Origin of the sequence: uncultured Parasphingorhabdus sp. (assembly GCF_963975735.1) — a bacterium.
Classification (GTDB): Bacteria; Pseudomonadota; Alphaproteobacteria; order Sphingomonadales; family Sphingomonadaceae; genus Parasphingorhabdus.
On sequence record NZ_CAXBIA010000001.1, the window covers coordinates 709,090 to 734,679 of the forward strand.

The following is a 25,590-nucleotide window of genomic DNA, read 5'->3' on the forward strand; positions in this document are numbered from 1 at the left end:
TTTTTAGGCGTAAGGATCGGCATGAACCATTCAAACCTGTTAGATAAAGACTATAAAGTCAGGCGTCTGGAAGAACTGCAGGACACGATCGGCGCGATGATCCTGCAGCCGGAGTTCCCCTGCGTCGGCGCGAAATCAGCCTTGGCCCGTGACAATCTCAAAACCGTAGTTGCCCACCGGATCGACAGCAGCTGGGACGATTTGACAATCCATCGCGAACTGCTCGCCTGGGCCAGGGAATATCGCGAGTGCGACGAGGGGTTCCGCAGCCTGGCTGTCATATTCGAAGGCCCGGAAGATCTGTCGGAAGTCGAATTTGAAAAATTGATGTGGGAAAGAATCCAGTCGATAGCAGACAAGGACGCGTGGCTCGGTCAGTCTTACGACGAACGCGTCAGTGCTGATCCCAAAGATCCGCATTTCTCTCTCAGTTTTGGTGGCGAACCCTTTTTCGTGATCGGCTTGCACCCCAACTCCTCCCGTCCGGCCCGCCGCTTTTCACAACCGACTTTGATCTTCAATCTTCACGACCAGTTCGAGCGCTTGCGGGAACAAGGCCGCTATGAGAAGATGCGCGATACGATCCTGGATCGCGATAAAAAGCTGGCCGGGGACATTAATCCGATGCTGGCGAAACATGGCGAGTCCAGCGAAGCCCGCCAATATAGCGGGCGGCACGTTGACGATGACTGGCAATGCCCGTTTCAGGATCGGCGCACGACATGAATGCGACCCGCATCCCGCCACGTTCGGGCGCAGCGTTCCGGTTGCTGAAAGGCCAGTTCCTCGAGGTGATCGATCCGGACGGCGGACAGGTCTCCGACCTGCTTGCCTATAATGCCGATGATGTCAGGGAAGTTCTGTCGAACGGCCGGACCTTTGATTATGAGGAAACCATCAGACTGGGCGAAGGCAACCAGCTCTGGTCGAACCGCTCGAACCCGATGCTCAGGATTGTGCATGACACGGTGGGCTCGCACGACTTCCTGCTGACACCGTGCAGCGAAGATACGTTCAGGTATTTCTACCCCGACAAGCCGGTGCATCGTGGATGTTTCGGAAATCTGGCAGAAGCGCTTGCCCCTTATGGTATTGAACCGGATGCGATTCCCTGCGCGTTTAACGTGTTCATGAACGTACCGGTCGATCAGTCAACCGGAAAGCTCGAAGTTCTTCCGCCAACGAGCAAGACCGGCGATGTCATCCGCTTGCAGGCAGAGATGGATCTTGTGATCGGCCTGACGGCCTGCTCGGCTTATGCATCCAACGGCGGAAGTTTCAAGCCGATCGACTATCAGGTTCTGCCGGACGTTGCGGACTAAACAACCCGCTCGACCTTGCTTTTAGTCAGCAAAGCCCTTCGTCGTCCTGTTCGCTATCGCAACCAGCGAAAGCATGACCGGTACTTCGACCAATACGCCGACCACCGTTGCCAGTGCCGCGCCGCTGGACAGACCGAACAGGCCGATAGCGACCGCAACCGCCAGTTCGAAGAAGTTGGACGTCCCGATAAGCGCGCAGGGTGCCGCGATATTATGCGGCACTTTCCATGCCCATGCCGCTGCATAGGCAACCGCGAATATACCGTAGGACTGCAGGATGATCGGGATGGCGATCAGCACGATCAGCACCGGTTGCGCCAGGATGGTTTGCGCCTGAAAGGCAAAGAGCAAGACGACCGTTGCCAGCAGACCCATGATCGACGCCGGTTTGAGCCGGGCCGTAAAATGATCCACCGCCGCAACATCATTGTCATGGCTGGCGATGACCATGCGCCGGGTGAATGCTCCGGCAACCAACGGCACGACAACGTAGAGCAGTACGGAGAGAAGCAGCGTCTGCCACGGAATGGCGATATCGGTTACGCCGAGCAGCAATGCGACAATCGGTGCAAAGGCGACGATCATGATCAGGTCGTTCACCGATACCTGCACCAGAGTATAGGCGGCATCGCCTTTGGTCATTTGCGACCAGACAAACACCATTGCAGTGCAGGGGGCAGCGCCGAGCAGGATCAGACCGGCAATATATTGCTGCGCGTCTTCGCCCGATATGATCCCGCTATAGATATAATCGAAGAACAGCACAGCAAGTGCGGCCATAGTGAACGGCTTGACCATCCAGTTGACTATGACGGTGATGATCAGCCCCTTGGGCCTGCTGCCGATATCCCGCAGACTGCCGAAATCGACCGCCACCATCATCGGATAGATCATCGCCCAGATCAGAACGGCGACGACGAGATTGACCGAGGCATATTCAAGGCCCGCGATCAGGCTGAACAGTCCGGGCGCGATATTGCCGAGCAGCAGGCCAGCCAATATGGCCAGGCCAACCCATATCGAAAGCCAGCGTTCGAAAAGTCCCATTATATATTCCGTTCTCTGGCGCTTTCGTCAGCGCCGATGGCTGCCAGACGGGTCTTCAGGCTGAGCGCGTCGAGAGCGTCGATCGGCAGGTTGAGTAGCAGGCTGATCCGGTTACGCATATAGCGCAACGCGGTCTGGAACGCCTCGCGCTGGCCATCGCCTTCGACAGCGGCCGGGTCTTCAATACCCCAATGGGCGGTCACTGGATGGCCCGGCCATATCGGACAGGTTTCGCCCGCGGCATTGTCACAGACGGTTATGATGACATCCATCCGGGGGGCGTCCGGTGCAGAAAATTCATCCCAGCTTTTCGACCGCAAACCGCCGGTATCAAATTCCAGCTGCTCCAGAATTTCAAGCGCCATGGGATGTGCCTCGCCCTTCGGAAAGCTGCCCGCGCTATAGGCGCGAAAGCGACCCGCGCCATCACGGTTGAGCAATGCCTCGCCCAATATGGAGCGCGCCGAATTGCCCGTGCAGAGGAACAGCACGTTATAAGTCTTGCCTGACATGTGATTATCAGCAGCAGGAGGAAGAAGCTGCGGGTTGCGGCTTCATTTCTGGTGTGCAGCAAGCTCCGTCGGCGGCATTTCCGGACGCAAGCTGGCCGAGATCGACGCGATTGCCATAATCGGTCACTTCGCCGTTGGTCAGAAAGGCTTCCCAGGCAACACCATCGGGATCCGCCGTCCAGTTTTTTTCCGACTGCGCGTAGCAGCAGGTCGTCGCCCCTTCGTCAAATATCGCGCCGCCGGCCTGTTTGATCCGGCCGTAAACCTCGGCCAGTTCCTCGGCATTTTCGGACTGGATACCGACGTGCTCGACCCCTCGATTGGCGCCTTCGTGGCTCGACATGGCAAAATTGACGCGAGGGTCATCGAGCATCCATTTGGCGTAATCGTCCTTCAGGACCGTCGGTTCCGCGCCGAACAGGCTGGTATAGAATGCGACCGACTTGTCGATATTTTCAACGGACAGATGAATATGCATTCTTTTCATTTGCAGGCTCCTTGTGAAACGAGAAGGTCAACCGCGCAGGCGTTACCGGCGCAGCAATTTTCCAGCAGATAGGCGACGAGTTGATTCATCGCCGCATAGTCCGCCCGGTAGATCAGGGTACGGGACTGGCGCTCCTGACTGATCAGGCCGGAGCGTGTCAGATGGGCGAGATGGAAGGACAGCGAACTGGGCGGAACGCCAAGCCTCTCGGCTATCGCGCCGGCAGCAAGACCATCTTTGCCCGCCTGCACCAGCAAGCGGAATATTGAGAGCCTATGCTCCTGGGCGAGCGACGCCAAAGCGCTGACGGCCTGATCGGGTTCCATTTACGACTCCATTGATTCGATAATCATGGAAATATAAAAATAATATCCTTGCGTCAATGATATTTCTACTATTGTCGAAATATCATTGACGGCGGTCGTTAGGTGACTGACGGGGTTCCCGATTGGGCAACGCGAATATTGTCACATTTTACTGTCCTACGGGGCAGCTTTTGTGCCACGTTGCGGCATGATGTTCACTGACGCGAAACACCCATTTCTTAACCCCCTCGGAGCCGGCAATCGGGTCACCGGGATTTTCAAAATATAACACTGTAAAGTGTGTAAAGTTCGACGAGGATGATTTGCGCTTATGATTGATTTATATTTTGCTCCGACACCCAATGGCTGGAAAATATCGGTCATGCTCGAGGAGAGCGGGCTCGATTATAATATCAAATGGGTGAACATCGGAGCCGGCGAGCAGTTCGAACCGGAATTTCTCGCGATCAGCCCGAATAACCGGATCCCGGCGATCATCGATCATGATCCTGCGGATGGCGGAGAACCGGTTAGTGTGTTCGAGACTGGTGCGATCCTGCTTTATCTGGCGGACAAGGCGGAAGCATTTCTGCCGCATGATTTGCGCGGACAGATTGCGGCGACCGAATGGCTGATGTGGCAGATGGGCGGGCTGGGACCGATGATGGGCCAGCATGGCCATTTCAAACTCTACGCGCCCGACCGAATCGAATATGCCACCGAGCGCTATCGCAAGGAAGTGCTGCGACTGTTTGGCGTGATGGACCGGCGTCTGGCGGATCATGACTATCTCGCGGGTGAAGACTACAGCATTGCCGACATGTCCTGCTTCCCCTGGGTCCAGACTTACAAGCGTCAGGAAATCAACCTCGATGACTTTAGCCATGTGAAGCGCTGGTACGAGACGCTGAAGCAGCGCGAAGGCCTGCGGCGCGGGATGGCGGTCGGCCGGGACAAGATCAATCGGAACCCGCAGGACGATGCGCAAACGCGCAAGACATTGTTCGGGTTGGACCGATAGGAAATAGCCACTCCCTGTAAACGGGTGAGGTAAAAAAAGGACCGAATATGACCACAGTAGAATTTTACTTCGATCTCTCCTCTCCATGGACGTGTCTCGCCTTCCACAATATCCAGCCGATCATCAAAGACAATGGCGCGGCAATCATCTGGAAACCGTTCCTCGTTGGCGGCGTGTTTAATGCAGTGAATCAGGACGTGTACGCTGCGCGGGAAAACCCGGACAATCGAAAATTCGTTCACAGTTTCCGCGTGCTAAAGGACTGGGCAAAGCTCGCCGGTCTGCCGATGAATTTTCCGAGCGAACATCATCCGGTCAAGTCGGTACATGCGATGCGGTTATGTTGTGCCCTGGAGGAGGACCAGGCGGCACTGCACAAGTTCGCGACCGCCGCATTCAACGCTTATTATGGTGACCAGCGCAATCTGGATGATCCGGAAGTGTTGATCGCGATTGCCAACGAGGTCGGACTGGACGGTGTAGCGCTGGCCGCAAAGACGCAGGAACAAGCAATCAAGGACCGGCTGCGCGCCAATACCGAAGAGGCGATTGCCCGCGGTGCCTATGGCTCTCCAAGTATTTTTGTACCTTTTGGAGAGGGAGAAAGAATGTATTTTGGCAATGACCAGTTGCCGCTCGTTAACTGGGCGATTAAACAAGGTCCAGCATAACAGCGAATCTTCATTTCCGTTCGTGTCGAGCGCAGTCGAGACACTTGGGAATATCAAACTTCTCGACTTCGCTCGAAGCGAACGGGGAAGAGCAAAGGATGAAAAATGTCAGAACGCGTCACCATTACCGTCAAAGATCATATCGCCGATGTCCGGTTTAACCGGCCCGACAAGATGAACGCGCTCGATGCCGAGCAGATTGATGCCATCGTCGAAGCGGGCGAGAAGCTGGCGGCGATGGAAGGCATAAGAGCCATTGTTCTTTCCGGCGAAGGCAAGGCTTTTTGCGCCGGTCTCGACATGGGTAGCTTTGCCGCATCGGCCGCTGCTGCATCGGAACCAGGCAAGGATGGCGACAAGTCACCACTCGCCAACACCCTGACCGAGCGTACCTTTGGTAATGCCAATAAATATCAACATATCGTGCTGCTTTGGCGGAAATTGAAAGCGCCGGTCATCGCGGCGATCCATGGTCCGTGTATCGGTGGCGGTCTGCAATTCGCCAGCGCCGCTGACATTCGGGTAGTCTCGCCAGATGCAAAAATGTCGATCATGGAAATGCGCTGGGGCCTGATCCCGGATATGGGCAGCTACACGACCTGGCGCAGCTTTGTGCGCGACGATATCCTGCGCGAGCTCACCTATACCAATCGCATCTTTACCGGCGAAGAAGGCAAGGAGTTGGGCTTCGTTACCCATCTGTCTGACGACCCGCATGCCAAAGCCATGGAAATCGCGACCGAGATCGCCAGCAAACATCCACAAGCAGTACAGATCGCCAAAGATCTGATCAACAAGCTGCCCGATATGAACGAAGACGAGATATTGATGATGGAATCGATCGGTCAGGACAAGGTCAGCCGCACGCCCAATCAGGTCGAGGCGGTGATGGCGTTCATGCAGAAACGCACCGCGAATTTTGTCGACTGATTTGCATATTGCCGTTCGTCCTGAGCCTGTCGAAGAACCTCTCAAGAGCATATCGGCAGTTCGACGAGCTTGGTGCGAACGTCCCGTACCGGCAAGCTGCTAACCGGTGGTTCGCATTTTCTCCAGTTCCGCGACGACCTCTGCCCGTAGCGGTTTGCCCTCGCCGTCGGTGCGGCAGACAATGATGGAGTCGCAAGTGGCGATGCAGTGGCCGTTCTGGAACATGGCCTGCGCGATCACATAGCTGGACGTCCCGATCTTGCTGACGCCCGAGCTGATCTCGACGTCATCGGGATATTGCCCTTCGCGGAGATAGTTGATCGTGACCGCTGCGACCATGCTCCGCTCGTTCTTCGGTCGGTCGCCCCAAGGTCGTAGTGCGCGGTTTAGCCGCACCCGCGCATTCTCGAACATCGAAGCGAAGGCGACATTGTTGAGATGCCGGTTCGGGTCAATATCCTGAAAACGCGTCTGGGTTACGACAGACACGGGATAGTTTTCGGCGATCAGCTGCCATGCTTCCGGGCGGGCCATATTGTCTCAGTTCATCTTCGCAACAAGGTCTTTTTGCAGTGTCTTGCAGGCAAAGATATAGAGACCGCCCGCGACGAAAAATATGCCGACGATATAGATCATCGACCAGCGAAGCCCTTCCGCGCTTGCCGTCAAACAGGCCGCGGCCTTGGCCGCACCGAGGGTGGCGATCAGGTCTTCCGGCCGGCCTTTGCAGATCTGTCCAGTCAGTTCGGCTGCAAACTGGGAGCTGGCGAGATTGGCGCTCATCAGCATGTCGCTCGCGATCCCCATGACAAGAGGGCCGCAGCCATAGCCGATGAGGTTGACGATGAACAGGAACAGGGCAACGGCGGTTGCCCGCGACTGAGGGCTCGCGACGCCTTGGCAGATGGTATATTGGGCGCCGAGATAGCCATAATGCAGGGTGGCAGCAAAGAGCAGCACTGTCAGGGCAAAGGGCACGCTATCGGTGGTGAAGCCGATCCAGTAAAGCGGAACGCATATGATCAGCATGACACCGGGCAGCCAGGCAACCACGTTGGGGTAACGACCGCTCATCTTCTCGGTCAGATAGCCGGTAAAAAATGCGCCGGCAGACGCAGCAAGACCCAGCGGAACGGCAATCTGTAGCGTCACTTCCGAGATGGACATTTCATGGACGCGCTGGAAAAATGCGACCTGAAAATTGCTGACGCCATAGCCGACAAAGGCGACCAGAGCGGCGGCTATCATGTTGATCCAGAAGCTGCGCTTGGCGGACAATTCCCTCACCGTTTCTGCTATGCCCATTTTCCTGGGTTTGGTTGCGGTCGGCGGGTCAGCGTAGCCGCGCGGTGGCTCCTCGACGGTGAAGAGAAAAATGACGCCGAAAACAACACCCGGTATACCGAGCGCCAGAAACGCCTCGCGCCAGGAAAATAATTCGGTGATCGGTCCGCCAAAGGCATTGGCCAGAACACCGCCCAGTGTGATGCCCATAGTGTATATCGCGATCGCCCGTGCGCGACTGCGTGGCGGGAAATAGTCGGAGATGATCGAATTGGCTGCAGGTGTTAGGCCGGCTTCTCCTATGCCGACGCCGATACGGAACACGAGTAACGCGATGAAACTGCCTGCTATCCCGCATAAGGCAGTCATGAGCGACCACAGGATGACACTGGCGGCGATGATCTTGACGCGGTTCATGCGTTCGGCAAGCCGGGCAATGGGGATGCCCATCACCGTATACATGAGAGCAAAGCCGAAACCGGACAACAGGCCGAATTGCCAGTCCTGCAACTTGAACTCTTCGATAATGGGTTGGGCGACTACGCCGATCAATATGCGATCGATGAAGTTCAATGTGTAAAGAAGCATCAACGAAATTATTACATAGTTGCGATAGCCACCGGATCGATATGCCAGCCCGGTATTCGTCAGAGGCTCTGCCTGTGTTGCGTTCATGCTCTCTCCATTTTTTTAAGTTGATGGCCCGAACGCGGGGACAAGTCCAGAGGACTTTGTGGCAATTGGGATTGAGTGCCGTCGAGTCCTGTGAGCATTGCACATTATGAAAAAATTTCACGAAATCGCGAATTTCTGTTATTGTAACATAAGGTAACGTAAGGGTTCTCAGGGGGAAGATATGGCGCAGAGCGCACGTTTCCGGCAATTTCTCGGAAGTATTCGTCGCAAATCTGCAGGCCGATATCGAACCTTGCAACTCTGTGATACTCGATTCGGTCGGTCACGCCCGCTATGACAGTATCCGCTGCAGAGAAACTGAATGACGGACAGCGCGATTGTTTGCGGCTCGTGCTGGCGCATCATAATTCCAAGGAAATTGCACGGGAACTGGGCGTGTCTCCGCATACTGTAGATCAGAGATTGCGCATCGCCATGCGCATTATGGAAGTGCCGTCGCGTTTCGAGGCGGCACGAAAATTTGCTGCGTTCGAGGCAGACGATCAATATCAACCGTTGATATATCAAATGCCGGAGGTTGAGCGAGGCAGAAAAAACGGGAAATTGGTCTCGCCAACCGAAAGGACCGCAAGCGACAGGACAGGCTCCGAAGATGATATTTCAAATGTAGATGGCAATATTGCCATTATGGCTTTTGGGAGATCAGAAACGAGGCGCCGACGGATTCCCGTTCCGCGATATCGTGGCGAGAGAAACAATCTTGGCACGGTGGCACGACTGGGGTGGATATTGGCGATTGCGATTGGGTCCGCATTATCTTTCGGTGGACTTATCGCGGGGTTGGAAGCGTTGTCCCGGCTAAAAGGGTGATCAACACCCAGTCAGGTCTGCGCATCCGCTCCTCGATTTGGTGACTTTGAATAGTATGAAATATCGATTCTGGGGAAAGGAAAGTTCATGCTGAAACAACGACAAAATGCTGCCGAGAATTTGGCGAGAAGACTGTTTGCTACCGAAGAAGCTGTTGATCAGGCTATTTGCAAAATGGCAGATTTGGCGGGATATATGCCAGTAGCGAGAACGAGTGCACATTTATCGGCTGTGGTCGGTCAGGATGCGATATCGCAGGCAGCTGAAACTTTGTCTGCATTGATCAGGGCAAGAGGACAATTGATAGCAACACACAACCGATTGGCGGAAACGCGAGATCAAATTGGATTGCAAGCCATGGCCATGGGTAGCGGAGATATGAAACCGCCGATGCTTCAGAATAAAAAAGATGAGAAAATTGTCACTTTAGCAGAACATGTTGCCTAGCTATCTGTGATCCTATTTGCCCAAAAGGCGCTTGAATCGTCGATACCAGCGGGTTTGTCGCTGTGATTTTCACTACGATATGGGCCTATATCTATTATCTATTTCTTGTGGCCTGCTGTGGACATGCAATTTATCGCGGTTCCCGTTCTGAATATTTCGGGGCTGCTATCATGATTATCGGATCGGTTTCCACATTGGTTGTTAGCAGGCTGTATGGGACTTCGTGGACGAGCGTGGAAGTAGGTATATTTGCAATTGATATAGTTGCCTTCTTAGCGTTGATTTATCTTGCGTTCAATTCCGATCGCTTCTGGCCACTTTGGGCAACCGCTTTTCAACTGCTTGCGGTAACCATTCACCCCACAATGATGGTTATGCCACAGATAACGCCTTGGGCGTTCGGTACCGGAGCTGTCTTTTGGGCCTATCCCATGCTGTTGGCACTGGCTCTTGGATCCTTTGAGCACAGGCCGTTTGTGGCCGAGCATGAAAATAATTCCGGCTAGCGTCGAGCAACGATCCGATCACTTGTTTCTAACCATTGTCTTCACTTTCTGCAGCGGCAACGCTTCTGCGATCCGGAGGAGTATAATTATGGCGGATGATATGTTTTTACCGCTTTTTGATCTTTTCCAAAAGGAAATGCTGCTTTTCGCGAGCGTGTGTTTTTTGCTTGGCTCGGCCGATGATCTGGTTTTCGACGGGTTGTGGATTTTTCACAGCGTGAAACGCAAGCTGTTCGTCTATTCTCGCTACGAACGGGCAACCGTGGAGACTTTGGGCCAATCCGCGCCCGATGGACGGCTGGCTATATTTGTACCGGCCTGGAAAGAGGCTACGGTGATTGGCGCGATGCTAGCAAGATGTTTGCGACAATGGACATCAAGCCAATTTCGCATTTATGTCGGATGCTACCCGAATGATCCGGCAACGATTGCGGCGGTCGCGGCTGCATCGTCGGGCACGGAGAATATCCGGATTGTAGTCTGTCAGCAAAACGGGCCGACGACGAAGGCGGATTGTCTGAATCATCTGTGGGATGCGCTGTGTCAGGATGAAATCGAGGAAAAGACCAATTTCAAGGCGGTCGTGCTCCACGATGCAGAGGATCTTGTCCATTCTCAGGAGCTGAGGCTTCTCGAATATCTGATTGGGCGGGCCGCTCTGGTTCAATTGCCGGTCATTCCGCGCCGGGCCACTAGGTCGCGCTGGGTCGCCGGCCATTATGGCGACGAATTTGCTGAATTACATGGCAAGCAAATGGTGATGCGCGAAGCGCTGGGTGCCTCTATCCCCTCTGCTGGCGTGGGCTGCGCTTTTGCTCGGGATGCCCTGCAAAAATTGACAATTCGGACAAAAGGGAAGCCCTTTGACGCGCATAGCCTGACCGAAGACTATGAACTGGGGCTCAATCTGACGGGAGGAGATGCCCGGGGCATTTTTGCGCGACTGCGCGACCGGGATGGACAATTGGTCGCGACGCAGGAGTTCTTTCCTGAAAAGCTTGAAGATGCCGTCCGTCAGAAAAGCCGCTGGATCGCGGGGATATCCTTGTCCGGATGGGATCGACTGGGATGGAAAAATGATTGGCGGGAAAATTGGATGAGACTGCGTGATCGTAAGGCCAGTCTGGCGGCAATTATTCTGGCTATTGCCTATGCGGCCGTAATTTTAACAGGTGGCCTGCTTCTCGCCGACCGATTTGGTCTATACAAATTTCAACCCCTTTCCGGGTTTCTGAAAACACTGCTTTTCGTTAATGCCGGATTTCTGATGTGGCGATTGCTATTGAAAAGCTATTTCGTCTTTGCGCTTTATGGTCTTCGTGAAGCGGCGATATCGATACCGAGGACAATCGTTGCGAATGTGATTAATATTCTAGCGGCCTGGCGTGCCATTGGCCATTATGTTGAGCAGCTTGCCGGTCATCCGGTGAACTGGGAAAAAACACATCATTTTTACCCTGAAACTAGCGAAATCCAGCAGCTTAGATCAGGCTATTCACTGGCTGGAAGGAATTGATGCATTGGCGGAAGAGGCTGCCGGTGCGCCGCTTCGTGCGTTTGGAACGATAATATCCATATGGGTAATGATGCGGGTTTTCTCATGGAATATTCCTCCGGATATTGTCGTGGATTCGGTAGGGCCAGCGATTGGCCATTCGGCAATAGGTTACGAGATTTCGCAAATCAATAATGCCGGTGCGCAGCGCCGGAGTGGGTCGCAATTTTCGAGGCGGGTTTCTGCGCAAGACACTGCTGGCGAAAACAAGGCCTTTTTCCCCCCGTTCTATCCTCCGCGAGGATCGATTGATCGGATGTCCGCCGACCGGCTCATTTCCAGACCGCATTTTCTGCTGGCGAACATGCGAGCGGCGGACGTCAATTACCGGCTTCCAGCCGGCATATCACCCCAGCAAGCACCCAGCCTTTCGCAAAGGGTTGAATTGAATAAACCTCCGGGCCAAAACCTAACCGCAAAGCTGCGCCGAAATGGACTTATCGGTTATGCTTGGGTTTTCGCCAGACGAGTCTTTCAAAGCGCAGATCCGGAGTCGAGAGGGCAGGATTTCATCATATCAAATGGACAATATGGGGGTAGTCAGGCCGGTGTCATCTTGTCCTATCCGATATTGGCCAAGCCGAACCCTGAAATAGCGGTTTATGGAAGGCTGACCACCGCGCTGGCGCCACTGGCGCAGGAGGAAGCCGCTGTTGGTCTCCGGATGCATCCGGTTCAGAACTTGCCTTTTTCTATCCATGCCGAAAAGCGGCTGGATGCAGGTTCGGGCGGGGATCGGGGAACAGCCTTTTATATGGCTGGTGGCACGGGCCCTGATCAAATTGTGGAAGATATTCTGCTCGAGACCTACGCTCAGGCGGGATATATTTTAGGTGACAACGAAAGCTATTTTTTTGACGGGGCTGCTACCTTGCAGCATCCCGTCGCTGAATCCGGAAGAAAGAAATTATATTTTGGAGTTGGGGCATGGGCTGGCGGTGAACGCCAGATAGCTCGATTGGATGTTGGGCCGCGAGCAGATATCAGAATCCCTCTGGGTTCTGCATCAGCGCGTTTCTCTGTCGACTGGCGGTTCCGGATTGCCGGAAATGCACGGCCAGAAAATGGCCTGGCGCTAACCGTTTCAACTGGATTTTAAGCGAACCGGATTTTGTCCCTGATCGGTAAACGGATTGATTTTTGACGTTGCGAACCGCAACGCCCTTTATCCCGCAACAAAAAGAGATTAGTCCAATTGGAATATGGACATATATCTCCCAATCGCCAATCTCTCAGTCAATGCATTTGTCATAGTCCTGCTTGGCGGTCTTGTGGGAATTTTGTCCGGTATGTTCGGCGTCGGTGGCGGTTTTCTAACTACTCCGCTGCTAATTTTCTACGGCATTCCGCCGACGGTCGCCGCTGCCTCTGCATCCACCCAGGTCACGGGTGCCAGTATTTCGGGTGTTGCGGCTCATATGCGCCGCAAGGGAGTAGATTTCCGGATGGGCGGGATATTGGTGGTTGGCGGTATATTCGGAACGCTGATTGGCACCGGGCTGTTCCAGATTCTGCAGAGGTGGGGCCAGATCGACACCGTCATCAATGTTCTGTACGTCCTGATGCTCTCGAGTATCGGCGGTTTGATGTTCAAAGAATCCTTGCAGAGTGTCAGGGCACTGCGCGCCGGAAAACCGATGCCCGCGCGGAAGAGGCGTCATCATCCTTTGGTCGCCAACCTGCCATTCCGATGGCGCTTTTACCGCTCCGGCCTCTATATTTCGCCGATCGCGCCATTCGTGCTCGGTCTGCTTACCGGCATTTTGACTATGTTGCTGGGTGTTGGTGGTGGCTTTATCATGGTACCGGCGATGCTTTATCTGCTCGGCATGGGCGCTCAGGTGGTGGTCGGAACCTCGCTGTTTCAAATCCTGTTCGTGACCATTGCGTCGACGATGATGCACAGCATGACGACGCGAGCGGTTGATATCGTTTTGGCTTCATTGCTGCTCCTTGGCAGCGTGACCGGCGCGCAACTGGGCGCAAAATTCGCGCAGCGTATGCGACCGGAATATTTGCGGCTGAGTTTGGCAGCCATGGTCCTGCTTGTTGCCATACGCATGGCATTGGGCTTGGGCTTCCAGCCCGATGAAATATACACGGTGCAACTCCTGTGATGCAGTGGCGGACTCTTTTGCCCCGCTTGCTCGCGGTGTTCGGTATTGCCGTCATGACCATGGCTGCGACCCCGGTACTGGTTCCGGAAGTATCTCAGGATCGGATCAGCATCAGGGGTGATTTCAACGGTGCACAATTGCTGCTCTTTGGTGCTATCACCTATCCGCCGGGTACGCGCAATACCGATCAGGCAGATATCGTGGTTGTTCTCAAGGGGCCGGTTGAATCCATTGTCGTGCGTGAAAAGCAACAGATAGCGGGGATATGGATCAATGCGGCAAGCAGCGAATTCCGTTCCGCCCCCGGCTTCTACGCGGTTGCGTCTTCCAAACCGATCGACGAGATTGTAGATGGCAAAACGGCAGATATCTACGAATTGGGACTAAATCATTTGCAGCTTTCTCCGGCTGGAGCAATCGACAGTCGTGAACTGGATCGCTTCGTTAACGGGCTGGTGGATCTGAATGCCCGCGGAAATCTATTCAAGAATTTGCCCAATAGCGTGAAGATCACCAACAGCGTGTTGTATCAGGCGCGGATCAATCTGCCCGCCAGTGTCCCGGTAGGCGATTATACGGCAGAAACCTTCCTAATTCTCGATGGGCGGGTAGAGGCGGCAGAAGTCAAAGAGGTTACGATTGAAAAAATCGGAATGGGGCGTTTTATAACCAATCTATCCCAGAACAACGGCTTTCTATATGGCTTGATTGCTGTGTTCATTTCGGTTTTTCTAGGCTGGTCTGCCGGTTATCTGTTCCGCAAGATGTGAGGCTTGTTCAGCGGCAAGCCTGCGAATTTACCTTTCTTTAGGTGCGGTAAATCTTCCTTAACCATGAAGCATTAGTCCGGTGTTTTGACCAGTAACACAGGAAAAACCGTAATGTCCGACATGGGTTCTCATAATTTTCCCGCATCTGCACCTCTTCCGGTTTCAGGAAATGAAACGCAGGGCCATAGTGAACACGCTCCCGCTCCAAAGCGCACCGAAGGCCATAAAATTGGCGAAGTCATTGAAATTGCGGGGTCGGGTTCCAAAATTGTCATGGATAGTGCCGTCCTGACCAGGTTGCTTGATCATCCCGATGCAACAGTAAGAATGGCTGGCCAGGTGGGCAGTCAGGTCAAAATTCGTGTTGGCCAAACATGGCTGCTGGCCAATATCCGAACTCAGAGGCTTTATGAAGGTCAGTCGGGGCTGGTGGTCGCCGAGATCGATTTTCTGGGAGAAGGTGACGAAGAACAGCTTACCGGACATATTTACAATTTTCGCCGTGGTGTAACCCGCTATCCAACGCCAGCCTCGCTGGTCTACGCAGTGACCACAGCGGATCTGAAACAGGTCTACGCATCCGATGGCCGGGCCAATGTTGAAATCGGCACGGTCTATCCCACGGACGATATACGCGGGGCCCTTTATGTCGATGCCATGCTTGGTAAGCATTTCGCGCTTCTGGGATCGACAGGTACGGGTAAGTCGACTTCTGCGGCTCTCATTCTCCATAAGATTTGTGATCTGGCTCCCGAAGGCCATATCATCATGATTGATCCTCACGGAGAATATTCTGCCGCCTTCAAGGAAAATGGCAAATTATTCGACGTGAACAACCTCAACCTGCCATATTGGCTAATGAATTTTCGTGAACATTGTGAAGTATTTGTCCAGTCGAGAGGTGATGCCAAACAGATGGACTGCGACATTCTCGCCAAATGTCTGCTGGCAGCAAAAGCAAAAAGTCAGGCATCTGCAAATATTGCGAAGCTGACCGTGGATTCACCTGTGCCCTATTTGCTGTCCGATCTGACAGGGATACTTCAGAACGAGATGGGCAAGCTCGACAAGGCGACCAACAGCGCCCCCTATCAACGGCTGAAATCCAAGATCGACGAGATCAAGGCCGATCCGCGCTACAGTTTCATGTTTTCCGGGATGCTTGTCGGCGACACAATGGCGGCATTTCTTGCCAAGATTTTCAGACTACCGTCCGAGGGAAAACCGATCTCGATTATCGATGTCTCGGCAATGCCGTCCGAAATCACGCCTACCGTGGTTTCTGTGCTCAGTCGCCTGGTGTTCGATTACGCTATATGGGCCCGAAATGAACCGCAGCGGCCGATGCTTTTGGTCTGCGAGGAAGCGCATCGATACATTCCGAATGATGATGTTGCCGAGGAAAGCAGTGTTCGCGATATTCTCAGCCGGATCGCCAAGGAAGGCCGTAAATATGGCGTCTCTCTGGGTCTTATCACCCAGAGGCCGTCGGATCTGGCCGAAGGTGTGCTGTCGCAATGTGGTACAATCCTGTCGATGCGTCTCAACAATGACCGAGATCAGGCCTTTGTGAAAGCCGCTATGCCGGAGGGTGCGCGCGGATTTCTCGACTCCATTCCAGCCTTGCGCAATCGTGAAGTGATTTGCTGTGGCGAAGGCGTTGCCATTCCCATTCGCGTTTCTCTCGATACGCTGGCCGAGGACCGGCGTCCGGCTTCGGAAGATCCGGTATTCTCCGAGCTATGGCGCGAGCAAGGCGGCGAAGAAGAAATCATCCAGCGGGTGATCAAGCGCTGGAGAGCGCAAGGCCGGTAAACGCCGCTCCGACCGTTTGTCCATTTCCATTGGCCGTTGATCGATGGCCGGTATCAAATCCCCAGCCATCGATTACACTCGTAGTCACTAGGTCGCGCATCGGGCGCGGCAAGATGACATGGAGAATCCGATGGTTGATAAACGCTATTTCTCGTTTGCTGGGGGATTGGGCCTTGTCGCGGCGTCGATATTGCCGGCGATGGCGAGCCAAGCACGTGATGCGAAACACCAGCACCATGGAGAATGGAGCAAAACGCTCGCACGGGATATCAAAGCCCAAGTGACGGCCGGGATGGCTGAAGCTGCTGTTGGCATGGAAAAGGGTGCCGATGAGATGCTGCGCGGCGCCGACGAAATGGAAGCCTATGCCGACCGGCTGGAACGCGACCCTGTTTTTCGCGAACGCGAGGCGGCGCGCCAGAATGACCACAGAGATACGCAAGTCACGGCCGAGCAGTTGCTGGCTAGCGCCCCCGAAATGCGAGGCGGCGCGGAAAAAATGCGTGAAGGGGCCGTGAAAATGCGCGCTGGCGCCGAAAAAATGCGACGCGGGAACGATAGCTAAGAGAGATATCGGAAGCCGGTATCGCCGCGGAGGCGGGGAACCATCTCCGATTAGTTCCAAAATTAGCCAAATTGCTGATATTCTCGAGCAGGATTATCCCAACCGATCAATTGCCGCCTGTAACCGTTCGGCTTCCGCTTCTTTGTCGGAGAGGTCGGAACGAGCTTTTTCGACCGCTTCCGGTTTGGCTTTTTCGACGAAATTCGCGTTCCCGAGACGACCTGACAAAGACTTGGCTTCTTTCTGCGATGCTTCCAGCGCCTTGGTTAGCCGCGCCTTTTCTGCTGCGAAATCGACGGCACCTGCCAGTGGCAGCACATAAGTTGCACCATCTACCACGATTTGAGCAGTTGCGCCTTCCGGTGCAGCATCGAAGGAAAAGCTTTCCAGCCTGCCAACGCGGTTCAGCGCAGAGCTTTGACGCTGGATACGCTCTGCCAGAGCATCATCGCCATCGCGGACGTGGGCTGACATTTTTGTTCCGGGCGGAATGTTGAGTTCGACTTTTGCCGTGCGGGTGGCCGAGATGAGACGAATGAGCCAGTCGACTTCCGCTTTTGCTTCCTTGTCGATGTCCGCTTTCGGCTCCGGCCATTTGGCTACAATCAGATCATATTCTCGGTCGCCCATGCTGTGCCAGAGTTCTTCCGTAATGAAAGGCATGAACGGGTGCAGCATGACGATGATCTGGTCGAGAACCCAGCCGGCGACAATACGGGTTTCGTCTGCCGAATTGGCATCCTCACCCTGCAAAACCGGTTTGATCAGTTCGAGATACCAGTCGCAGAACCGGTCCCAGGTGAAGTGGTAGATGGTGTTGGCCGCCGCATCGAAGCGAAGGTCGGCCAGCGCCTTGTCGAGTGCGCCCTGCGTTTCGACAACTTCGCTGATGATCCAGCGATTGACCGGCAGAGTGGCTTCCGGTGCGGCGAGAGTCTTGCTTGCGCCAATGCCGTTCACTTCGCAGAAGCGGGAAGCATTCCACAGCTTGGTGGCAAAGTTGCGATAACCTTCGACTCTTTTGTCATCCATCTTGATGTCGCGGCCCTGGCTTTCCATCGCTGCCATGAAGAAGCGCAATGCGTCGGCACCATATTGGTCGATCAGGCCGAGCGGATCGACGACATTGCCCTTGGACTTGGACATTTTGGAGCCATCTTCGGCGCGCACCAGTCCGTGGAGATAGAGTCGCTTCCACGGCACTTCTTTCATGAACTGGATGCCCTGCATCGCCATCCGCGCGTCCCAGAAGAACAGGATATCGAAGCCGGAGATCAACAAGTCATTGGGGTAATGGCGTTCAAGGTCTTTGGTTTTCTCCGGCCACCCGAGCGTGCCGAAGGGCCAAAGAGCGGAGGAGAACCAGGTGTCGAGGACATCTGGATCGCGAGTAAGCACAACGTCTGCGCCAGCTTGCGCCTGCGCTGAAGCTTCATCCATGGCGACATAGATCTTGCCGTTTTCGTCAAACCATGCGGGAATACGGTGTCCCCACCAAAGCTGCCGTGAAACGCACCATGGCTGGATATTCTCCATCCAGTTGAAATAGGTCTTTTCCCAGGTCTTGGGAACGATCTCGATATCGCCATCACGGACAGCCTTGATTGCGGGTTGCGCAAGCGTCTCTGCATCAACATACCATTGGTCGGTCAGCCACGGCTCGATCACCACGCCGCCGCGATCACCGAAAGGTGTCGCGATGGTGCGCGGTTCGGCGTCATGCTCGACGGTTTCGCCGTCCTTGTTTTTCGAGACATGCGGAATCAGGAAGCCCTGTTCCTTCAGCCGCTGGACAACCAGTTCGCGGGCGCCATTGATGCCGTCTTTCTTGAACCGGTGCAGTCCGATATATTCGTCTGGTACCAGCCCGTCAGCGGTCTGGCAGACATTGGCCTCGCAATCGAGCATATTGAGCATCTCGCCAGCCGCAAAGCCCGCACGCTTGCCGACCTCGAAATCGTTAAAGTCATGGCCCGGCGTGATTTTCACCGCGCCGCTACCCAGCTCGGGATCGGCATGTTCGTCGGCAACAATCTTGAAGCGGCGCCCGGTGATCGGCTGCAGGATTTCCTTGCCGATCACGCTCTTATAGCGGTCATCGCTTGGATGTACGGCAACCGCCATATCGGCCAGCATCGTTTCAGGCCGTGTCGTCGCGACCTCGATATAGTCCTGCCCGTTATCCAGCGTCACGCCGTCGGCGAGCGGATATTTGAAATGCCAGAAGCTGCCCTTGGTGTCGGTGGTCTCGACTTCCAGATCTGAGATCGCGGTTTTCAGCGCCGGGTCCCAGTTGACCAGGCGCTTGTCGCGATAGATCAGGCCGTCATTATAGAGATCGACAAAGACCTTGAGTACGGCCTCGTTCATGCCCTCGTCCATGGTGAAGCGTTCGTTGGACCAGTCCATCGAACAGCCGAGACGCCGCAGCTGGCCGGTAATCGTGCCGCCGCTTTCCTCTTTCCACGCCCAGACTTTCTCGACAAATTCCTCGCGGGTGAAGTCGGTACGCTTTTCCTGGCGCTCGTTCATCTGACGCTCGACCACCATCTGGGTGGCGATACCGGCGTGATCCATACCGACGACCCAGAGCGCATCCTTGCCCTTCATCCGTTCGTGGCGGATGACGATGTCCTGCAATGTATTGTCCAGAGCATGGCCGATATGCAGGCTGCCGGTGACGTTGGGCGGAGGGTTGACGATCGTGAACGGCTCGCGATCATCGCGTTCCGGCCGGAACAGTCCCTTGGTTTCCCAATGCTCATACCAGCGAGCTTCAATGGCGGCGGGGTCGAAATTTTTATCTAAGGTCATGCTGAGCCTTTGGCATTGGTTTTCACCGTAAACAACAGGCAATTGTCCGTTAATGGTGAGCCTGTTGAACCGCACCTATAAAAATAGAACGCCCTTCGACTGGCTCAGGGCTAACGGAAAAGCGTCAATCTGTTCGAGTGTTTCGGCCGGCTAGCCCAGTATTGCATCAATTTCCGCATTGGCCTTGGCGCGCAATTGCCGCTTGCAAGCCTTGAACCCCGGTTGGGCCGCCAGTTCCTGCGCACGCGCGACGGCTTGATCCAGCAATTGAGCCGGCCCTGCCAACTCGTCAGCCAGTCCCGCGCTCAAAGCTTCTACCGGTGTAAGCAAATGGGATGACAAAGCCAGTCTTCGCCGCCAGACGGGGTCAAGCCAATGATCGAGGATCGCTTGTGGAACGGGCGGGAATGGCAGGCCCGCCTTCGCTTCGGGCAGTCCGATTTTGTAATCGCCTTGCGCTGCGACGATCCAGTCTGCTGCGAGCGCCATGATACCGCCCGCGCCAATGGCGTTGCCATTGAGCGCGACCACCACCGCACAGGGCAGGCGATGCAGCGCTGCCGCAAATGCGTCTATAGCCGCTGCTGCGTGAATCTGGCCGGCTTTGTCCAGTGTCGCCACGATTTTCGTGTCCATCCCGCAGGTGAAATGTTCACCGGCCCCAGTCAGAACAATGCCATTTTTTGGAGGATCTTTGGCCAATGCCTGCAAGGCCGCAATTCCCTCCTCCAGCAGAGCCGGATGGAGTGTATTGCGTTCCCCGTTGGTCAGCGTGACGATGATCGTACCATCGCGTTCTTCGGTCGGGAAAAAGCTCACTCGCCTTCGCTTTCCTGATTGCCGGCCGCTGTCCATTTATCCATCCAGTCAAAGACCGTCCGGTACCATTGCACACTATTCTTGCCCTTGAGCACCCAGTGGTTTTCATCGGGAAAGATCAACAATTTGGACGGGATGTCCATTTCCTGCGATACGGTGAACGGCATGATAGTTTGGGTATAGGGGATCCGGAAATCCTTTTCGCCGTGGATGAACAGAGTCGGTGTTTTCCAGTTGGTGATCTTGTTGACGGGATTCCATTTTTCCGGGTTGGGTCGCGACCACCAGTTGCCGCCATGATCCCATTGATCGAACCACAATTCTTCCGTGCTTAGCGCCATTGCGCGCAGATCGAATACACCGGCATGATTGATCAAACAGTCGAACCGGTCTGGCCAGTTGCCGGCAATCCAGTTCATCATATAACCACCATAAGAGCCGCCGAGAGCGCAGGAACGCTCGCCGTCGATTTGTGGATCGATCTTCAGCGCCGCTGCATAACCCAGCTTCAGGTCCTCCAGCGGCTTGCCGCCCCAATCCTGATTGATGCTGTCGGTAAATTTTTGTCCGTAACCGGCAGAACCATGGAAATCGACGGTAACCGCCGCATAGCCTTGCGCCGCCATCACTTTCGGATTCCAGCGGGTAGACCAGTTGTTGCCGAAACTACTCTGGGGACCGCCGTGGACGAGAAAGGCCATCGGCAGTTTGCCGGTCGCGCCTTGAGGTTTGATGATCTGACCCCAGACTGTGTCGCCATTGGCACCGGGAAAATTGAACCGCTTGATTTCGACCTTGTCGATTTCGGCCAACTCACGACCGTTGATATTGGTCAGCTGCGTGACATTTCCGCCCGCCGTGCGGCGATAAATGTCCGTCGGCGCCTGCAGGCTGTTCATTGTGTAGATCAGCGAGCCGTCCTGCAAGGGTATCGTGGTGCCGACATTGCCTTCCGCCGTCAGACGCGTGACTTTGCCGGTCGCGACTTCCACTGCAAAGGCCGGATGATCGAGCACGTCCTGCGCGGTCACGATGAGATATTTATTATCGGGCGTCCAGACGATTGATCCGACCGAACGGTCCCAATCCTTGGTCAGGGCAATGGCTTCGTCTTCATCGCTGCCTTGCTTGCGCAATTTTACGACAAGCCGATCAGCCTCATAGCCAGGTCTCTCCATCGCGGCCCAGGCCAGCCATTCACCGTCCGACGAAAAGGCCGGTAACGTGTCAGTAGCCTTGTTATTAGCGGTAAAATTGACGGTTTCCTTGCCATCGGCCTTGGCACCGTAAATATCGATATTGGTGGATTTAGGTTCATTGCGGTCCGCAACTCTGAGTGCGAAGAAGACACCATCCTCTCCCGGTACCCACGCGATTTCCTCACCGCCTCCGAATGGTTTGGAAGGACTGTCGCCGGTCAGATCACCATCCAGAGCGGAGCCTTCGCCCGCTATCTTTCCGTCTTTCAGTTCAAAGGCAAATATCCGGCTATAATTTCCCGGCGTTTCCCAGCTCGACCAGTGGCGGATGAACAATTCATCATATTCGCGGCCGGTTCCTGGTCCGGGTTCGGCCCTGTTGCCGCTTTCGTCACAACCGAACGTCGGACAGTCTCGGGCAATGTCGCCCCAGAGCGCGATTTGCTTGCCGGTTTGAGACAATTTGAAGCCGGCGATATCGGCTTTTAGATCACTCGCCTGAACCGGTTTTCCCACTTTATCCCCTGATAGAATGTCGGCATGCCAAAGCTGTTCCGAGCCGCTGGCGTCGCTGAGATAATAGAGGCTGCCATCCGGCGCGAACGCCGGACTATGTTCGCTTTTTCCAGCTGCGTCGAGAATCCGGACGGGTGTTGCATCGGCGGCATCGATATCAAGGAGATATAGCGCACTCGACCGCTCGTAGGTTTCTGGCTGCGTTTCTGTCACGTCATAGGCAGCCCATTTCTCGTCAGGAGAAATACTAACCGATCCCATCCGTTTCAGCGTCGCGAGATCCTCCGGCGTCATTGGTCTGGCCGAAGCAAGGGTTGGCACAATGGCACCGGTCAGGAACAGGGCCGTGGTAAATGTTTTGAAATATTTTGTCATGGCCGGGAGTTTAGCACGGCTGTCTGACAAGGCAATTGGGATTAGGGGTGAAGGACTATTTGTCGCTTAACCGCTGAATCTCGCGGGATACCAATTCTTCGACGAGGTCGGGCAGATTCTGGTCCAGCCATTCTTTGATCAGTGGTCGCATCATTTCACGGGTCAGGTCTTCGAGCGACGTGCCGCCGGACTGTTGCTGTGGCATCCGGCGTTCCATCGCGCCTTTTTCGACCAGCGCCGAGAGCGATTGGCGCATGCTATCAAGCTTGTTGTCGTCAATCAGCCGCTCTTCCTTGCGGCGGTCTCCAAAGACGCCTTGTGCGGATGGATTGTCTGCTTCCGGCAACTCGTTGGTCAGTTCAAGCACTTCTTCGTTCGCCGGCTTGATATCCGGGACAGCCTGCAGCGCTGGTTTCAGCGGAGCTTTCCGACGTTGCTGGGGGCGATCCTCGTCGATCGCCTTGTCATCGGCGATGATGCGTTTGATCGACGAGAGGATTTCCTCCATCGATGATTCCCTGTTCTGTTCGGCCATGTGCGAAACCCCCAAACTTATACTCTGTGGTCGAAACTAATCGACGCTATTCATTCTATCGGCGCGTCGGTATCTCAGGCAACGGCTCTATCTCCGCTTTTTGGGCCTGAGTGTCAACGGTTCTGGTTGCCTGCGGTTCCGGATTCGGATCGCTTTGATAGTCATAGAACATATCGTCGACCCGCTCGTAATTGACCTTTGGATCATAAAGCGGTCCGCCTTCGAGACCCAGATCGCGGGCTTCCGCCCGCCCCATTGCGGCTAGCAGGGAAAAACCAGCGACATAGCTGTTGCGCCGCGCGGTCACCAGTTGCACCTGGGCGTTGAGCAATTCCTGCTCGGCGTTCAGTATGTCCAATATGGTCCGGTTGCCGACGGAATTTTCTGCCCGAACTCCCTCCAGCGACAGGCTGGCAGCGGCTACGGCACGCTCCGAAGACTGGATGACCCGCTCGGATGCGCGCCAGCTGGAATAAGCCGCACGGGTCTGCGAAATCACGTCGCGCTCGACCGCAATCAGCTGCTCGTAAGTCTGGCCAGAGCGGGCTTGCGCCTGACGGATTTGCGCAGCCGGTCGGCCCCCCTGGTAAATCGGCATGCTTGCCTGGATGCCGACTTCTGCAGTGGATTGTTCCTGAATGAAAGTTGTGCCGGCAATATTCCCGCCAAGCGTTCCATGGTAATTCAAATAGCGCCCTTGAACATAAGTCGAAACCTTGGGTTTGTTGGCGGCTCGGGCCGTTTTGATATCAAATTCCGCGGCCGCTGCGCGTTCTTTGGCGGCGAGTAGATCCGGATTATATGTTAGCGCGATATCGACGGCCTGATCCGGTGTTTCGGGAAGGTTTGGCAATGGCGGAGGCGCTTCCAGATCGCCGGGCTCGTGTCCGACCAGCGCGATGTAATTTTCCTTGCTGCGGATCAGACTCGCGCGCACGGTTTCCAGATCACCCTTTGCTACTTCCAGCCGGGATTCCGATTGTGCTACGTCGGTCCGGGTCAAATCGCCGATTTCGAACCGATCGCTGGTCGCTTCCAGATTGACCGAGAGGACGCCGACATTTGCCCGGTTCAGTTTGACGATTGCCGTGTCGCGGATGACGTCCATATAGGTGGCGACAACATTGCTGAAAAGACTTGCCTCGGTTGCGCGGAGGTCCAGCTGACCCGCTTCGACTCTGGTCTTGGCGGCGCGGACGGCATTTTTTACCGCTCCGCCCGAGTAGATCGGTACAGTGACCGAGCCGCCCGCAGTGGACTGGCGCAGAGGTGCAGTGAAGCTATTGGCGCTGCGCAGGAAATTTTCCTGAAAACCGAAATCAGTGGTCGCGCTGGGGCGGCCATCCGCTTTGGCAATGGCGACGGTCTCGTCGGTCGCCCGCTGGGCGGCGCGCGCGCCGGACAGGGTGGGGTTTGTTTGATAAGCAGCCACGAGGGCATCGCGGAGCGTGTCTGCTTGCACTGGCGCAGACAGCAACGTCAGGATAGCCGTTCCAGCAAAAAGGCGACGTCTATTCATCTCAAGTCTCTCCCGAACGCCTTTAAAAAGTGAAGGTTTTTGCTTTGTCAAAACCAGGCAGGGGACATCCCCCGCAATCGGCAAAATATTGATAGCCAACATGTTCCCCAGCCGTGCGGCCTAAAGCAAGACGAGATACGCCATCATTCATGACTGCTGCCACGATTCGTCCGTCCGGGGCGAGTTGATCGACAAGGGTTTGGGGAATCTGATCCACCACTCCATCAATAACGATCACGGAATAAGGTGCCGATTTGCTCCAGCCGTCCACATGTTCGGCCGTTTCAATCGTGATTCCTTCAACGCCCGCCAGATTTTTCTTCGCGGTCGCCGCCAGTTTGGCATTCGCTTCGATCGCTGTCACCGAACCGGCGAGTTGGGCTAAAACAGCCGCTGTATAGCCCGTGGCCGCGCCGATCAGTAAGACATTGTCATTCTTTGTCACATGCGCGACATTCAACAACCGCCCGGTGGTGAGCGGCGGATTTAAAGCCCGGCCTTCGCCGACTTGCACGCCGCGGTCGGCATAAGCGAAGCTGCGTTGGGCAGCGGGCACAAAATCTTCGCGCGGGACATGACTCATGGCCGCGATAACACGCGGATCACTGACGTCAGTGGTACGCAACTGGCTGACCACCATGGCTTTGCGCATCTGCTTGAAATTTTCCTGACCCAAGAGTCGATCCTTCCAAAATATGTTTTTCGTCCATGCCACGCCTGTATTATTAACACAATACACTATGGAGGAGATTTTGTCGCTTCTAGCGGGGCTTGGCACTTGCGCCAAGATGGAATCCGGCGAATTTATGCCGACTGCGTCTTTTGCGCGACAATCGGGCCATTTCTGACAATATGCACCACCAAAAACGGATGATGCAAGTTTGGGTTGACTTTACTAGCAAAGCGAAGCAATTCGCGCCCTCTCTCCGGCCCGATGGCGGAGTGGTGACGCA

The 25,590-nt window shown here is 55.0% G+C and carries 26 protein-coding genes; 14 read left to right on the forward strand and 12 right to left on the reverse strand.

The features are described from left to right. Window positions 1–21 precede the first annotated feature (21 nt). Together gntA and AACZ86_RS03415 are read left to right on the forward strand one after the other, a co-directional pair. Window positions 22–726 (forward strand): guanitoxin biosynthesis heme-dependent pre-guanitoxin N-hydroxylase GntA, encoded by a 705-nt coding sequence (gntA, locus tag AACZ86_RS03410; RefSeq protein ID WP_339689313.1) that lies wholly within the window; start codon window positions 22–24, stop codon window positions 724–726. Next, a complete protein-coding gene (locus AACZ86_RS03415; protein WP_339689314.1) occupies window positions 723–1,322 on the forward strand; it encodes an urea carboxylase-associated family protein in 600 nt (199 codons plus the stop codon). Before gntA ends, AACZ86_RS03415 begins: the two co-directional genes overlap by 4 nt. Before the next feature lie 21 nt (window positions 1,323–1,343). Here AACZ86_RS03415 and arsB read toward each other — a convergent pair whose 3' ends face one another. From arsB to AACZ86_RS03435, 4 genes are read right to left on the reverse strand one after another with little or no spacing between them, the layout of a single operon-like run. After that, entirely contained in the window at window positions 1,344–2,369 is a 1,026-nt protein-coding gene (gene arsB / locus AACZ86_RS03420; RefSeq protein WP_339689316.1) for an ACR3 family arsenite efflux transporter, read from the reverse strand. Further along, window positions 2,369–2,881 carry an arsenate reductase ArsC gene (locus AACZ86_RS03425; RefSeq protein ID WP_339689318.1) on the reverse strand — a complete coding sequence of 171 codons (513 nt, stop codon included), beginning with the start codon at window positions 2,879–2,881 and terminating at the stop codon, window positions 2,369–2,371. Before AACZ86_RS03425 ends, arsB begins: the two co-directional genes overlap by 1 nt. A gap of 7 nt (window positions 2,882–2,888) precedes the next feature. Further along, window positions 2,889–3,368, reverse strand: coding sequence for an ArsI/CadI family heavy metal resistance metalloenzyme (locus AACZ86_RS03430; protein ID WP_339689319.1), 480 nt, complete (start codon window positions 3,366–3,368; stop codon window positions 2,889–2,891). After that, complete coding sequence (locus tag AACZ86_RS03435) at window positions 3,365–3,694, reverse strand: metalloregulator ArsR/SmtB family transcription factor (protein ID WP_339689320.1); 330 nt, start codon at window positions 3,692–3,694, stop codon at window positions 3,365–3,367. Before AACZ86_RS03435 ends, AACZ86_RS03430 begins: the two co-directional genes overlap by 4 nt. Window positions 3,695–4,004: 310 nt before the next feature. Here AACZ86_RS03435 and AACZ86_RS03440 point away from each other — a divergent pair, with 310 nt between their 5' ends. From AACZ86_RS03440 to AACZ86_RS03450, 3 genes are all read left to right on the forward strand, one after another. Further along, window positions 4,005–4,694, forward strand: coding sequence for a glutathione binding-like protein (locus AACZ86_RS03440; protein ID WP_339689322.1), 690 nt, complete (start codon window positions 4,005–4,007; stop codon window positions 4,692–4,694). Between the two features lie 47 nt (window positions 4,695–4,741). After that, window positions 4,742–5,365 carry a 2-hydroxychromene-2-carboxylate isomerase gene (locus tag AACZ86_RS03445; protein WP_339689323.1) on the forward strand — a complete coding sequence of 208 codons (624 nt, stop codon included), beginning with the start codon at window positions 4,742–4,744 and terminating at the stop codon, window positions 5,363–5,365. Window positions 5,366–5,470: 105 nt separating this feature from the next. Next, window positions 5,471–6,295: a crotonase/enoyl-CoA hydratase family protein gene (locus AACZ86_RS03450; protein WP_339689325.1), complete on the forward strand. Its 825-nt coding sequence runs from the start codon at window positions 5,471–5,473 to the stop codon at window positions 6,293–6,295. Between the two features lie 99 nt (window positions 6,296–6,394). Here AACZ86_RS03450 and AACZ86_RS03455 read toward each other — a convergent pair whose 3' ends face one another. Beyond that, the gene (locus AACZ86_RS03455) at window positions 6,395–6,829 is read right to left on the reverse strand and encodes an acyl-CoA thioesterase (RefSeq protein WP_339689327.1); all 435 of its coding nucleotides are present in this window, start codon (window positions 6,827–6,829) and stop codon (window positions 6,395–6,397) included. Window positions 6,830–6,835: 6 nt separating this feature from the next. Next, window positions 6,836–8,254 carry an MFS transporter gene (locus AACZ86_RS03460; protein ID WP_339689329.1) on the reverse strand — a complete coding sequence of 473 codons (1,419 nt, stop codon included), beginning with the start codon at window positions 8,252–8,254 and terminating at the stop codon, window positions 6,836–6,838. Window positions 8,255–8,548: 294 nt separating this feature from the next. On the opposite strand from AACZ86_RS03460, the gene AACZ86_RS03465 reads away from it, so the two are divergent. The 9 genes from AACZ86_RS03465 to AACZ86_RS03505 all read left to right on the forward strand — a co-directional run bounded on the left by AACZ86_RS03465 (window position 8,549) and on the right by AACZ86_RS03505 (window position 16,860). Next, entirely contained in the window at window positions 8,549–9,085 is a 537-nt protein-coding gene (locus AACZ86_RS03465) for a helix-turn-helix transcriptional regulator (protein WP_339689331.1), read from the forward strand. A gap of 87 nt (window positions 9,086–9,172) precedes the next feature. Next, window positions 9,173–9,532 (forward strand): hypothetical protein, encoded by a 360-nt coding sequence (locus tag AACZ86_RS03470; protein ID WP_339689333.1) that lies wholly within the window; start codon window positions 9,173–9,175, stop codon window positions 9,530–9,532. 170 nt (window positions 9,533–9,702) lie between these two features. Beyond that, the gene (locus tag AACZ86_RS03475) at window positions 9,703–10,038 is read left to right on the forward strand and encodes a hypothetical protein (protein ID WP_339689334.1); all 336 of its coding nucleotides are present in this window, start codon (window positions 9,703–9,705) and stop codon (window positions 10,036–10,038) included. A gap of 136 nt (window positions 10,039–10,174) precedes the next feature. Further along, entirely contained in the window at window positions 10,175–11,554 is a 1,380-nt protein-coding gene (locus AACZ86_RS03480) for a glycosyl transferase family protein (RefSeq protein ID WP_339689380.1), read from the forward strand. Window positions 11,555–11,621: 67 nt separating this feature from the next. Further along, a complete protein-coding gene (locus AACZ86_RS03485; RefSeq protein ID WP_339689335.1) occupies window positions 11,622–12,692 on the forward strand; it encodes a hypothetical protein in 1,071 nt (356 codons plus the stop codon). A 103-nt stretch (window positions 12,693–12,795) separates the two neighbouring features. Then, on the forward strand, window positions 12,796–13,710 hold the full coding sequence (locus AACZ86_RS03490) for a sulfite exporter TauE/SafE family protein (protein WP_339689337.1): 915 nt from the start codon (window positions 12,796–12,798) through the stop codon (window positions 13,708–13,710). Beyond that, the gene (locus AACZ86_RS03495) at window positions 13,710–14,480 is read left to right on the forward strand and encodes a TIGR02186 family protein (protein WP_339689338.1); all 771 of its coding nucleotides are present in this window, start codon (window positions 13,710–13,712) and stop codon (window positions 14,478–14,480) included. Before AACZ86_RS03490 ends, AACZ86_RS03495 begins: the two co-directional genes overlap by 1 nt. Before the next feature lie 273 nt (window positions 14,481–14,753). Next, a complete protein-coding gene (locus AACZ86_RS03500) occupies window positions 14,754–16,295 on the forward strand; it encodes a DUF87 domain-containing protein (RefSeq protein ID WP_339689382.1) in 1,542 nt (513 codons plus the stop codon). Between the two features lie 130 nt (window positions 16,296–16,425). After that, window positions 16,426–16,860 carry a hypothetical protein gene (locus AACZ86_RS03505; RefSeq protein WP_339689340.1) on the forward strand — a complete coding sequence of 145 codons (435 nt, stop codon included), beginning with the start codon at window positions 16,426–16,428 and terminating at the stop codon, window positions 16,858–16,860. 93 nt (window positions 16,861–16,953) lie between these two features. Here the strand turns inward: AACZ86_RS03505 and AACZ86_RS03510 are convergent, their stop codons facing one another. From AACZ86_RS03510 to AACZ86_RS03535, 6 genes are all read right to left on the reverse strand, one after another. Beyond that, the gene (locus AACZ86_RS03510) at window positions 16,954–19,674 is read right to left on the reverse strand and encodes a valine--tRNA ligase (protein WP_339689341.1); all 2,721 of its coding nucleotides are present in this window, start codon (window positions 19,672–19,674) and stop codon (window positions 16,954–16,956) included. 150 nt (window positions 19,675–19,824) lie between these two features. After that, the gene (locus AACZ86_RS03515; RefSeq protein ID WP_339689342.1) at window positions 19,825–20,493 is read right to left on the reverse strand and encodes an enoyl-CoA hydratase/isomerase family protein; all 669 of its coding nucleotides are present in this window, start codon (window positions 20,491–20,493) and stop codon (window positions 19,825–19,827) included. Continuing rightward, window positions 20,490–22,583, reverse strand: a complete 2,094-nt coding sequence (locus AACZ86_RS03520; RefSeq protein WP_339689343.1) for a S9 family peptidase — start codon at window positions 22,581–22,583, stop codon at window positions 20,490–20,492. The genes AACZ86_RS03515 and AACZ86_RS03520 overlap by 4 nt, the downstream gene beginning before the upstream one ends. Window positions 22,584–22,638: 55 nt before the next feature. After that, complete coding sequence (locus AACZ86_RS03525) at window positions 22,639–23,118, reverse strand: DUF2497 domain-containing protein (protein ID WP_339689345.1); 480 nt, start codon at window positions 23,116–23,118, stop codon at window positions 22,639–22,641. Between the two features lie 55 nt (window positions 23,119–23,173). Then, on the reverse strand, window positions 23,174–24,637 hold the full coding sequence (locus AACZ86_RS03530) for a TolC family outer membrane protein (protein ID WP_339689346.1): 1,464 nt from the start codon (window positions 24,635–24,637) through the stop codon (window positions 23,174–23,176). Window positions 24,638–24,659: 22 nt separating this feature from the next. Beyond that, window positions 24,660–25,313, reverse strand: a complete 654-nt coding sequence (locus tag AACZ86_RS03535; protein ID WP_339689347.1) for a protein-L-isoaspartate O-methyltransferase — start codon at window positions 25,311–25,313, stop codon at window positions 24,660–24,662. Window positions 25,314–25,590 lie beyond the last annotated feature (277 nt).